The sequence below is a fragment of the Saccharibacillus brassicae genome (assembly GCF_006542275.1).
In the GTDB taxonomy this organism is placed as follows: domain Bacteria; phylum Bacillota; class Bacilli; order Paenibacillales; family Paenibacillaceae; genus Saccharibacillus; species Saccharibacillus brassicae.
In genome coordinates, this window is record NZ_CP041217.1 from 2,855,555 (window position 1) to 2,867,700 (window position 12,146).

Consider the following 12,146-nt stretch of genomic DNA (forward strand, 5'->3'; position numbering starts at 1 on the left):
ATGGGTCGGCCGGTGAAGACCGACGAACAATTTCGATTCTTGCGCTTGCACGTTCGGCGGATGCCGGGGGTCAGAACTTTTCCGGGTTGATCAGGGCGTAGCCTAGATACAGAAACAGCAGGGCGACGAGGCCCGCGAGCAGCACGATCATCGCTCTTCACGTCCTTCCCGGATCACTCGGCCGGACCAGGCGGAGAGGCCCAGAGCGGCCAGCGTCATAACGGCGAAGCCGGCGATCATTAACATGTCGGTCATGGATTCAACCTTCCTTCGGATGCAGGATATCGGGCCGGAAGCGCCGGCGGCAGGGGCCGGAACGCTGGATTCGGTCTCGCGATTCATGTCTCGTATCGTAGTCCTGCCGGCTCTGTCTGTAAAACGGGCCGAACGCGAAAAAAAGCCTTATAGGCCTTTTGAACGGTTTTTGTTTAAACTGGAGATGTTAATGATCGATATAACTCCGTTTTACGAAGTTTAACTCCGATTATCGCTTATTTTTACGCGATTTTTACACGTTTGCGGCACATCTTTATATCTTTTTTATGCGGGTGTAACCTTACATTCACTTCTTGCGCTGCCGGATGCTCTATACTTGAAGCGAACGGAAAAGCAGGCCTTCGGGCCGACAGGAGAGCAGACGTGGACGACTTGGAGAAAAAAGGACTTCGCAGAGGCAAATTGACGTTGTTTATCGGGGCGGCTCCCGGTTCGGGCAAGACGCAGTCGATGCTGCGGGCGGCGATCCGGGAAGCGGCGGCCGGCGTCGCGGTGCGCTGCGCCGTATCCGGTGCGGAAGCGCAGTATCCCGACACGCTGGACCTGCTGCGGCATGCGGACCTGCCGGCCGCGCCGGAACGCGGCGGCGACCTGGACGTGGACGCGCTGCTGGAAGAAAAGCCGGGGCTGGTCGTCGTGGACCGCCTCGAAGCGAGAAACGCCAAACGGGCCGTGCGGCTCAAGCGGTACATGGACGTCGAGACGCTGCTGCTGAACGGCATCGACGTCTACGCGGCGCTGAATATCGGGCACGTCGAGAGTCTCAACGGACTGGCGGGCCGGATCTGCGGCCGCCCCCTGACGGAGACGGTGCCCGACGCGTTCGTCGAACAGGCGGACGTGCTGCGCATCGCGGACGCGCCGCCCGAAGAGATTATGCGCCGAGGCGGGGCTGCGCCCCGCAGCGAAGCGTCGCTGTCCGCGCTGCGCGAGATGCTGTTCCGGTTTGCGGCGGAACGGATGGACAGCCGGCTCGACGCGTACCTGCACGGCCGCGGGGACGATTCGTCCGAGCCGTGGTCCGTGGCGGAGAAAGTCATGGTCGCCGTGGGCAGCGGCCCGTCGACGGCCGAACTGCTGCGCATCGGCCGCCGGACCGCCGCGGCGCTCAAGACGTCGTGGATCGCGGTCCACGTCAAACAGCCCGAGCGCACTCTCGGCGCGCCGCCTCGGCTTCAAGGCGATCCCGAGCGCAATCTGCGCCTGGCCGAAGAGCTGGGCGCGGAAGTCGCCGTGCGGGACGGGCGCAGCGTGAGCGGGGAACTGCTGCGTTTCGCGGAACGCCATCATATCCGGCAGATCCTCGTCGGGGAGACGCTGCGGCCGCGCCGCGGGCTGCGCCTGCGCCGGACGCTGGCCGAGGAGCTGGTGCGCGGCAGCCGCGGCATCCAGATTCGCGTCGTGCCGGCGGCCGGAAGCGCGGAGCGGCCGGACCCGGGCAGCCGACTGGCGAAGCTGCCGCCCGGCGGGCTGCCCGGCTGGGCGTCCTACGTGCTCATCACGCTGCTGACGGCGGCGATGACCGCGGTGCTGCTGCGGTACGCGGCGGTGCTGGAGATCGTCAACATCGCGCTGATCTACCTGTTTCCCGTGCTGCTGTTCGCGGTCTACGGAGGGCTCGGTCCGTCGCTGTTCGCGGCCGGCGCGAGCGTGCTGGCGCTCGATTTCTTCTTCGTCGCGCCGCAGCTGAGCTTTACCGTGTCCGATCTGCGCTACCTGATCTCGTTCGGCGTCTACCTGTCGGTGGCTGCGCTGACGGCAAGCCTCGCCGGCCGGCTCAAGCAGCAGCTGCTGCACGCGCGCCAGCGCGAAGAGCACACGGCTTCGCTGTACGCGTTCAGCCGCCAGATCGGTGCGGTCTCCGACGTCTCGTCGCTGCTGGACGGCATGGCGCGCCAGCTGTCGCAGACGATCGGAGCCGAGACGTCCGTCTATTTGCCCGACGAAGACGGTCGCCTGCGCCGCGTACACGCTTCGGGCGGATTTTCCGACCACGGGGACGGCGGGGAGAGAGCCCGGGAAGAGGACGTCGTGGCGGGCCTGGTCTTCGGCGACGGGGAAGCCGCCGGCCGGGGATCGAACACGCTGCGCGAGCTGCCGGGCCGCTACATGCCGCTGCGCACCGAGGAGCGGACGTACGGCGTGCTGGCCGTCCGGCTGCCCAAGCGGGGCGACGGAAGCGACGCCGAACTGACCGGCGAGCAGCAGCGGCTGCTCGAAGCGCTGTGCGACCTGGCGGCCGCGGCCATCGCCCGCTTCAAGCTGGCCGAAGAAGCGAAGCTTGCGCATCTGACGGCCGAATCGGAACGGCTGCGCACCGCGATTCTCGATTCGGTGTCGCACGAGCTGCGAACGCCGCTTGCGACGATCGTCGGCTCGGCGACGGGATTGATCGACAACGACGACCTTTTTTCGCGGGAAGACCGGATGGAGCTGCTGGAGACGATCCGTAGCGGCGCGATGCGCATGAACCGGCTCGTGCAGAATTTGCTTGGGATGGTGCGGCTGGAGAGCGGCATGCTGACGCTGCGCCGGGAATGGTGCGATGTGCAGGACCTGATCGGGGTGTCGCTTGCGCAAATCCGCGACATTCGCGGAAGCCGGGAGCTGTCGCTCCGCGTTCCGGACGACCTCCCGATGGTGCGGGGCGACGAGGTGCTGCTGGAGCAGGTGCTCGGCAACGTACTGGGCAACGCGATCAAGTACGGGCCGGACGGCAGCACGATCGGGCTCGAAGCGCGGGCGCAGGGCGGTATGCTGATCCTGTCCGTCTCGGACGAAGGGCCGGGCATCCCGGAAGGGGAACGGCAGCGCGTGTTCGAGAAGTTTTACCGGTCCGATTCCACGCGGCAGGTGTCGGGGACGGGTCTGGGCCTTGCCATCTGTAAAGGCATCGTCGACCTGCACGAAGGCACGATCACTGCCGCGCCGAGAACGGACGGCCGATCCGGGACGATCGTCTCGATTCGGCTGCCGGCCGCGGACACGCCGAAACTGCCGGAAGCGGGGCATGACTTTCGGCCCGGCGCAGAGAGGGGAATGAACGATGACGAATGAGAACGGAGCGGGCGCGCGCATCCTGATCGTGGACGACGAGCCGCAGATCCGCAAGCTGCTTCGCGTGACGCTTGCCGCGCACGGGTACGCGGTGCACGAAGCGGATACGGGGGAAGAAGGCGTGCTGCAGGCGTCGATGCACGCGCCGGAGCTGATCGTGCTCGATCTGGGTCTGCCGGACCTGACGGGCATGCAGGTGCTGGAACGCATCCGCGAATGGTCGGTCGTCCCGGTCATCGTGCTCACGGCCAAAGACCGGGAAGAAGACAAAATCGCCGCGCTGGACGCGGGGGCGGACGATTACGTGACCAAGCCGTTCGGCATGGGCGAGCTGGTCGCGCGGATCCGCGTCGCGCTGCGCCACGCGTTGAAGACGGCGGAAGAGCCGGTCATTCGCAGCGGGGGACTTGCGATCGACCTGGCGCAGCGCATCGTCGAACGGCACGGGGAGCGGGTCAAGCTGACGCCGACCGAATACGATTTGCTGAAAGCGCTGGCGCACAACGCGGGCAAAGTGGTCACGCAGCGCCAACTGCTGCAGCAGGTCTGGGGCAGCCGGCACGACGAAGGCGACAGTCACTATTTGCGAATCTATATCGGGCATCTGCGCAAAAAGCTCGAAGAAGATCCGTCCCAGCCCCGGCTGATCGTAACCGAACCTGGAGTCGGATACCGCTTCCTGGTTCAGGAATGATATAATGGAGAAACGTTTCAACGCTTAAATTCGCAATGCGGAATAGGGTGATGGGGAATGGATGCTTTAGATGTAAAGATTCTGAGATTACTGCAGCAAAATGCTCGCATGAACGTAACGTCGTTATCGCAGGAGCTGTCGCTCAGCCGTCCGAGCGTGGCCGAGAGGCTGCACCGGCTGGAAGAGCGCGGCGTGATCGAAGGCTATATGGCGCGCGTGTCTCCGCAGGCCGTAGGCCGCGATACGCGGCTCGTGCTGCAAATTTCCGATCTTCGGATTCCCGCGCAGCAGTTTGAGCGGTGGGCCCAGTCCGAACCGGACATCGTGGAATGCCACCGGGTGACGGGCAATGCCAGCTATTTCCTGCAGGCTGCCGTTGCCGGTACGCCGGGGTTAAAAGAATTGGTCGATCGCCTGATGGACTTCGGCAGCGTGCAGACGTCGGTCGTGCTGGCTTCGCCGGTCGCTTCCCGTCCCATGCTGCCTCCGAACGCTGCGGAGCTTGAGCAGAGCCGGCAGCTTTAGTCCTGAGAAGCCGGAGTGCGGCAGCGCGCTTTTTATGCAAAAACCGGAAGATGCGTCACGCCGGCTTCGTCCCTTTCCGGGAAGCGGAGCCGAACGGTCGCGCTTCCGGTTTTTGTGCGTGTGGTACACTGGTAAGGTCGAAAAGAGACGGAACATTCAAGAATGCGGGGGATACCGATGAAATTGCTGACGCTGAACGCCCACTCGTGGCACGAAGAAAACCAGCTGGAGAAGCTCGACCAACTGGCCGAATTTATCGGGGAGCGCGGCTTCGACGTCGTGGCCCTGCAGGAGATCAACCAGCCGATGAACGGCGCCCCGGCGTCTGGTCCGTCGATGGAACGTTACGTCGAAGGAGAAGCGGGGCTCGTCATTCGCGAAGGCCATTTCGTGCTCGCGCTGCTGGAGCGCCTGCAGACGCCTTATTACTGGACGTGGATTCCGACGCACGCCACGTTCGGCCGTTACGACGAAGGTCTGGCCGTACTGAGCCGGATGCCGATCACGGAAGCGTTCTGCGCCCGGGTGTCGGCGCTCGAAGATTATCACAACCACAAGACGCGCCGCCTGCTCGTCGTTCGCACGTCCGCGCAGGCCGAACCGGAGCGGGCGTTCTGGGCGGCAAGCGGCCATTACGGCTGGTGGAACGACGCGATCGAACCGTTCCGCGGCCAATGGGACCGGACCGAAGACGTGTTGGCGGAGCTTCGGGCCGGCAGCGAACCGCTGTATCTGCTCGGCGATCTTAACAACGTGGCGCAGATCCGCGGCGAAGGCTACGATTACGTCATGGAGCGCGGCTGGTGCGATCTGCACACGGCCGCCGCGGAAAAAGACGAAGGTTCGACCGTGCTCAAAGCGATCGCCGGCTGGTCCGACAACGAGCGCCCGCTGCGAATCGACTACATCTTGTCCAGCCGCCCGGTCGCCGTCAAGAAGTCCGAAGTCGTGCTCGACGGCCGCAACGGCCCGGTCGTGTCGGATCATTTCGGCGTGGCGGCGGAGCTGGAATAAGCCATAGGCGTGAAAAAAAGCCCTCGAAAGCGGATAGATTCCGCGGCTTCGGGGGCTTTTGGCATGGAGCAAACATGGAGAAAATATGAAGAAAACAGGGTAGAGCCTTGGGCCGGCCGACAACCGGGTCAGGACCGGGTCAACAACGGGGCAAGATGAGTGAGGACCGGTTCAGGGCCTGGATTAAAGGGCCGGCGCTCCGGATTTGGGGCCGGCATGGAGCCGGGCCTTTCGGCTTGGATGCGGCTGAGGTGCTCAGGCTTTCGGCCGGCTCGGACGATACATTCCGATCGAAGCCGGAGCCGTGTCGATAAAGCCGAAATGGCGGTACAGCGCGTCGGCCGGCGTGTCGGCGATGAGGCTGACGAACGAGCCGGGCGGCACGTTTTTCTCCAAATAGCGCTCGATCTCCGCCATGACGCGTCGGCCGAGGCCGCGGCGCTGCATGGACGGATGCACGACGATGTCGGAGATCAGGTAAGCGCAGCCGCCGTCGCCGAGCACGCGTCCCATGCCGACGAGCCGGCCGTTTTCGCGCAGCGTGACCGCGAACAGCGAATTGGGCAGGCCGCGGCGCGCCGCTTCCGGCGTGCGCGTGCTCATACCCGCCGCGACGCGCAGTTCGATATATTCGTCGGGCTGGGGCACCTCGTAAGCGAGGACAATGTCGTGCGAATGTTCCGGTTGGGTCATGGTAAGGCTCCTTCTGTCGGGATTGGGCTTGGCATCGGTTCACACGGGAACGGCAATCGGTTGGCGAACAAGAAAACGGTTGGAAAAGGATCGAAATCGTGCAAGATCATGCGGAAATGTGCAAAATCATGCGAAATCGAGATTTACTTCTCCGCAATCGCTCTGCACCCGCTCCGCACCCGCATAAAAGTTGACTTTATGATCACTTTTCGACCGAAAAAACGACGGACAAGCGAAAAAGGGATCATTTTGCTCACATTTTTGCAAGCTTTTCCGGGATAAGAGCCTTTTGAAGCGAAAAAGCGATCAGAATGACAACATTTCGCGCGAGAGCAGCGTTTTCTGCTGAAAATGTGTACGAAATGCACACATTTTCGGATTTGAGACAGACGTTCATGAATCGCCGGTCCGAGGCAAGCCAGGCCGACGGTTCGAGCTCTGTCCGCCCTCTGTCCGCCCTCTGTCCGAGCTCTGTCCGGTCGCTTGCGTGGGTCCGATCAGCCCTGCCGCAGCGTGAACAGATCCCGCAGCGCGTTGTCGGACAGCTCGGTGATCCAGCCTTCCGAGCCGGCGATGACGCTGTCGCTGAGCTGCTGCTTGCTCTCCAGCATGTCGTCGATCCGCTCTTCCAGCGTGCCGATCGAGATGAATTTGTGCACCTGCACGTCCTTCGTCTGGCCCATCCGGTAAGCCCGGTCGGTCGCCTGGTTCTCGACGGCCGGGTTCCACCAGCGGTCGACGTGGAACACGTGATTGGCCGCCGTCAGGTTGAGGCCGACGCCGCCCGCTTTGAGCGACAGGATGAATACGGCCGTCGTCTCGCCGGCGGGCTGATCCTGCGCCTGGAACTGCTCGATCATGCGCTCGCGCATCGTTCGCGGCGTGCTGCCGTTCAGGTACAGCACGTTCTCGCCGAGTTCTTCGCCGAGGACGCGCTGCATCATTTCGCCCATGCCGATGTACTGGGTGAAGATCAGGCAGCGCTCGCCTTCGGCCCGCAGCTCTTTGACCATCGCGACGAGCCGCGACAGCTTGGCCGACTGCTCGATCAGCGTATCGAGATCCGGCGCGTCTTCCGGCTCGGCCGCGGTCGATTCGCCCGCGGTCAGCACCGGATGGTCGCACAGCCGCTTGAGCTGCGTCAGCGCGGACAGAATCGCGCCTTTGCGCTTCATGCCTTCAAGCTGCGGCATTTCTTTGAGCAGCTGCTTGACGACCTGCTCGTACAGGACGCTCTGCTCCGGGGTGAGATGGATATATGTCTTCATCTCGTTTTTCTCCGGCAGGTCCAGCTGGATATTCGGGTCTTTCTTTTTGCGGCGCAGCATGAACGGCTTGACGAGCTTTTGCAGTTCGCCGATCTTTTCTTCGTTTTGCTCTTTCTCGATCGGGTTCGCAAACCGGTCCTGAAAAGCTTTCGGCCCGCCGAGATAGCCGGGCACCATGAAGTCGTAGATCGACCACAGCTCGGACAGCCGGTTCTCGATCGGCGTGCCGGTCAGCGCGATCTTGTGCAGCGCGCGGAAGCTGCGGATCGCCGTAGACTGCTTCGTCTGCGCGTTTTTGATCGTCTGGGCTTCGTCGAGGCAGATCGTCAGCCAGTTGAAGCCGCGCAGCAGGTCCTGGTCGAGAGCGGACGTCGCGTAGGACGTCAGGATCACGTCGGCGTCGGAAGCCGCCGCGGCGAACGCTTCGCCGGTCCGGCGTCCGCTGCCGTAGTGCAGCATGACGCGCAGATCCGGCGCGAAGCGCGCGATTTCTTTCTGCCAGTTGCCCAGCAGGGACGTCGGGCAGATGATCAGGGAAGCTTCGAGCGGATAGGAACCGGGACGGATGATGCCGTCGTCCTGAGGCAGCCAGCCGGAAGCGGCGGGACCGGCCGGCCCGGCCGAAGCGGAGCGCGGCTGCGCCGCGCCGGTTCCGCGAGCGCCTGCGCGGGGCGGCGTGCGGACATCCGCGTAGGCTTCCGAAGCCGCGCCGCGCGAGGCTGCGCCTGCGCGGCCTCGCGCGGCTTCGCCCGAGCCCGAGCCCGAGCCCGAAGCGGCCACGGCGCGGCTTTCTTTGACGTGCAGCAGATACGAGATAAGCTGCACGGTCTTGCCGAGGCCCATGTCGTCGGCCAGGCAGGCGCCGAGCCCGAGCTGGCGCAGGAAAGCGAGCCAGCCGAAGCCTTCGCGCTGGTAGCCCCGCAGCTCGGCGCGCAGCCCTTGCGGCAGGTCGATTTCCGGCCAGGCGTCTTTCTGGCCGAGCTGGTCGATCAGCGAGGCCAGATGGCCGGTCAGCTGCACTTCGATCTCCAGCCGCGCGTTCGCGTCGGCTTTGGCCCGTTCTTCCGCTTCGCCGTCTTCTTCGGCTTTTTTGAGCAGCTGCAGCTGAAGAATATCTTGGAACGACAAGCCGCGGGACTTGTCCAGCCCGTTCATCGCCCGGCTGATCTGCGTCAGCAGCACCGGATCGAGCGCGACCCATTCGCCGCGGAACTGCACGAGCCGCTCGTTGCGCGCCGCAAGCTCCAGATATTCTTCTTCGCTGAACTCCGCGTCGCCGATCGCGATCCGCCAATCGAAGTTCAGGACGGAATCGAGTCCGAACACGGACTTGCCGCCCTTTTTCTTCTCGTCGCCGCCTTCTTCTTCCTTGACCCGCGCCTTGAGCTTGGGCTTCTTCTTGCTCGCCGCCTGCCACCAGGCCGGCAGCAGCACCCGCCATCCGGCGTCCAGCAGCCGCGGGCTGTCCTTCGTCAGGAACTGCCACGCTTCCGGTCCGCTCATCGTGCGGGACAGAATGTCCGTCCCCGGTGCCACGCGTGGCGTCGGCAGACCGGTCCGCAGGCTTTTGAGCCATTCTGCGCTTCGTTCGCGCACATGCTTCTCCCAGGCCGAAGGCCAACTGCCGGCGGCGACGCCGACGTCGGAGAGCGTGATCGGGACGAGCGACGTCTCGTCCTTTTTGTCCTGGAGGGCGAGTTCCAGCCTCCAGTTGTCGCGGTCTTCGTCCGGTTCGAGGAACCGGACGACCGGGCGCATCGGCATGGCGTCTTCGCGCCAGCCGACCGCGATCAGCCACGCGTCTTCGTCCAGCCCCGCCGCCGAAGCGCCGCGGTCGAACAGCTTCGGATGCTCGCGGCGCAGATCGAGCGCCGCCTGCTCCGAACCGTAGCGGCGCTGGAACACGGCCGCCGAATAGGCGGCGCGCAGCCCCGCCATAAACGATTCCTCGGCTTCGGCTTCTTCCTCGCCGCGTCCGCCGAACATCGCTTCCTCGTAAGCTTCTTCGTTGCTCTGCGTTTTGCGGACTTCGCGTTCTCCCGCTTCGGCGCCCGCGGCGCGAATCTTGCCCCGGTCGAGCGCGGCAAGCACCGCGGCGATCCCGCGCTCCTTGAGCGCATGCCGATCCCATTTCCACTGCAATTTGCCCGAACGGTACGCTCCGAAGTCCGGCTTGTAAGCCCGTTTCGCGATGCTTGCGGCAAGCGCCGGCGCGCTTTGCGCCAGCAGCTCCGCGTCGCCTTCGAACGACCAGTCGACATGCTTCAGCAGCGGCCGGTCCGCGAAGAACGACAGCACCATTTCCGCCGGCAGCAGCACCAGATCCATCTCGCCGCTGGTCTGGATCTCGAGTTCGGTGCCGTAGAACGATTCTTCATGCCGCGCAAACAGCAGCTGCTTGAAATACAACCCCGGCACGGCGCCGTAAGTCGGCTTCGTTCCGTAGAGCAGGGCGTCGCCGTATTCGCTCAGTACCGCATGTACGGTAACGGTCTCCATGACTGCGTTCATAGCATCAATTTTCCTTTCTTCAATTCTTCCTGAAGCGCGCGCAGCCGCCCGTAGCGGGCGTTAAACGATTCCATGAACGCTTCCCAGCGATCTTCGCGCTTCATTTTCCGATACAATTTCTCCAGCCGTTTGAGCAGGCGGACCGCGCCCTTGTAGCCGTCCCGGCTGCGCTGCTCGACCAGCCGCTCGGCGGCCTGATGGTAGAACGGCAGCAGCAGATGCGGCGCGTTTTTCTCGATCGGAGCGAAGTCGGCCACTTTGAAGCTCGACGGCTCCGCCCCGGTCGACAGCTGATAGTCCATCCAGCCGTCCCAGTTGCTTCGTTCCAGCAGCTTGGCTTCGTACAGCGAAGACGCGTGCGGCAGCATGCCCTGCAGCGTCGTCCACATGCGAGCTTCGGCGTCCGGCCGATGCGCGATCGCCCGGTCCCACAGTTGTCCGTAATCCGTCAGGTTGGCGCGTGCGCGCTCCAGCAGCGGGCCGAAGGTCTCCAGCCAATCGGTCAGCCGATCCCATTCGCCCGCGCGGGCGAGCGGAGAGAGGAAGTCGGGCAGTTTTTTGGGCGAAAAATACGGCTTGTCCGCGGCTTCGCCAAGCAGCGCTCTCGCTTGGTCATCCTGACCGAGGCAGAACCGGCTCCAGGCGTTCGCGCCCAGCCAGGCCTGACGGTTCAGCGCCCGCCCGAGCTCCCGCTCTTCGTCCATCAAATACTGCAGTTCGGATTCGTAAAAATCGCGCCGTTCTTCCGCCAGCTTCCGCAGCTGCTCCGGATCGACCGGATCGAGCGAAGCAGCCGGGTCGTCCGCAGGGACGGCGTGATCCAGCGCGAACAGATCGGGCATTTCCACCGCCGTTTCGGCGTGTCCGCTGCCCGCTTGGGCGCCTGCCCGAGCGGCAAAGCCCGCTTCCGGCGCGGCCCAGCCGTTCAGCAGCCCGTAATAGCCGGTCGAGAACAGCTCCGATTCGCGGCCTTCGGTCAGCATCTGCCGGCGCACGGCATGCAGCGTCTCGCCGAGCCGCTCACGCACCTGCGGGTCGTCCCGGTCTGGAAGAGGAGCGGCCAGCAGGCCGGCCATGCCGGATGCCGTGTCGGACACGGCCAGATGCGCAAAGTAGCCGGACGAGGACAGCCCGGCACCGGTCGGCGCGCTCAGCGTCCGCAGCACGAACAGATGCGCGTTCAGCCGGTATAACGCTTCGATGCCCGGCTTGAACGGCGGCATGTCCGCGAAGGCGAGCTGGAGCGTCAGTTCCGCGAATTTCGGGTTGCGCGTGCGGCCGTTCAGCGAAGAAGCCGCTTCTTCGAAGCGACGGTTCCAGGTCGAAATGCCGGAAGCGGCGAGCAGCGCGGCTTCTTCGACGCCCGGCTTTTTCCCCGGCGCGCCGCCTGCGAAGTCGCCGGCCGAGCCGACGGACGGGTCGTCGGACAGAAAGTCCGGCCGAGCCGCCGCCGTTTGATCGGCGCGCTCCGCGTCGGAGCTATCGCTGCGCGGCGCTGCCGTTCGAGCCTGCCGACCGTCCGCAGCCGCGTTGTCGCGGCCTGCTTCGGCCCGGCTGCCCGGCGGCTCGATCGCCGCCGTGCCCGTCTGTCCGGCCCGGCCGCTGCCCGTCGGGTCCGTACTCGCCGCCGGAGCCGCTTCGCCTCCGTCGGCGCGATCCGCCGCCGGATTTCCGGCCGCCGCGTCCGCTTCGCGCTTCGCTTTCGCCGCCGAAGCGCTGGCGTTGGCCAGCGCCGAGACCGGCCGGCCGCGCAGGCGGGCCAGCTTCATCAGCGCGGCCGCCTGGTGCCGGCACGGCTTGCGGTCTTTGCAGTCGCAGCTTCCGCCGCCGGCGAAATCGAGCGCCACGTCGACCCGGCAGACGCCGTCGCCTTCTTTGACTTCGGCTTCCAGCCGCCGTTCTTCGGACACGGCCAGCTGCTGAACGCTGCCCATGCGTTCGTATTGAAATCCTCTTTTTAACGTCAGGTCGTCGAAAGCTTCCGCAACGCCCTGAACGAGTCTGTTCCATTGTTCGTCGGTGAACGTCGTGTTCGCATCCATGCCTCAATCGTCTCCCGTAAAGTACTCTGTTTTTGTCGTCCGCCTATTATAGCATGGGACGGCGAA

9 protein-coding genes are annotated in these 12,146 nt (G+C 64.5%); 5 read left to right on the top strand and 4 right to left on the bottom strand.

Annotated elements, in window-relative coordinates:
- Positions 1 to 70: 70 nt before the first annotated feature.
- Positions 71 to 151, bottom strand: coding sequence for a potassium-transporting ATPase subunit F (locus FFV09_RS24555; RefSeq protein ID WP_141450444.1), 81 nt, complete (start codon positions 149 to 151; stop codon positions 71 to 73).
- Positions 152 to 244: 93 nt separating this feature from the next.
- On the opposite strand from FFV09_RS24555, the gene FFV09_RS11955 reads away from it, so the two are divergent.
- The 5 genes from FFV09_RS11955 to FFV09_RS11975 all read left to right on the top strand — a co-directional run bounded on the left by FFV09_RS11955 (position 245) and on the right by FFV09_RS11975 (position 5,566).
- Positions 245 to 478 (top strand): hypothetical protein, encoded by a 234-nt coding sequence (locus tag FFV09_RS11955; protein ID WP_141448033.1) that lies wholly within the window; start codon positions 245 to 247, stop codon positions 476 to 478.
- Positions 479 to 639: 161 nt separating this feature from the next.
- Positions 640 to 3,333, top strand: coding sequence for an ATP-binding protein (locus FFV09_RS11960; RefSeq protein ID WP_141448034.1), 2,694 nt, complete (start codon positions 640 to 642; stop codon positions 3,331 to 3,333).
- Positions 3,323 to 4,027 (top strand): response regulator, encoded by a 705-nt coding sequence (locus tag FFV09_RS11965; RefSeq protein ID WP_141448035.1) that lies wholly within the window; start codon positions 3,323 to 3,325, stop codon positions 4,025 to 4,027. Before FFV09_RS11960 ends, FFV09_RS11965 begins: the two co-directional genes overlap by 11 nt.
- A gap of 57 nt (positions 4,028 to 4,084) precedes the next feature.
- Positions 4,085 to 4,552, top strand: a complete 468-nt coding sequence (locus FFV09_RS11970) for an Lrp/AsnC family transcriptional regulator (protein WP_141448036.1) — start codon at positions 4,085 to 4,087, stop codon at positions 4,550 to 4,552.
- 177 nt (positions 4,553 to 4,729) lie between these two features.
- Positions 4,730 to 5,566, top strand: a complete 837-nt coding sequence (locus FFV09_RS11975; RefSeq protein ID WP_141448037.1) for an endonuclease/exonuclease/phosphatase family protein — start codon at positions 4,730 to 4,732, stop codon at positions 5,564 to 5,566.
- 255 nt (positions 5,567 to 5,821) lie between these two features.
- Here FFV09_RS11975 and FFV09_RS11980 read toward each other — a convergent pair whose 3' ends face one another.
- From FFV09_RS11980 to FFV09_RS11990, 3 genes are all read right to left on the bottom strand, one after another.
- A complete protein-coding gene (locus tag FFV09_RS11980) occupies positions 5,822 to 6,259 on the bottom strand; it encodes a GNAT family N-acetyltransferase (protein ID WP_141448038.1) in 438 nt (145 codons plus the stop codon).
- 497 nt (positions 6,260 to 6,756) lie between these two features.
- The gene (locus FFV09_RS11985) at positions 6,757 to 10,038 is read right to left on the bottom strand and encodes a DEAD/DEAH box helicase (RefSeq protein ID WP_141448039.1); all 3,282 of its coding nucleotides are present in this window, start codon (positions 10,036 to 10,038) and stop codon (positions 6,757 to 6,759) included.
- A complete protein-coding gene (locus FFV09_RS11990; protein WP_141448040.1) occupies positions 10,035 to 12,080 on the bottom strand; it encodes a hypothetical protein in 2,046 nt (681 codons plus the stop codon). The genes FFV09_RS11985 and FFV09_RS11990 overlap by 4 nt, the downstream gene beginning before the upstream one ends.
- Between the last annotated feature and the right edge of the window lie 66 nt (positions 12,081 to 12,146).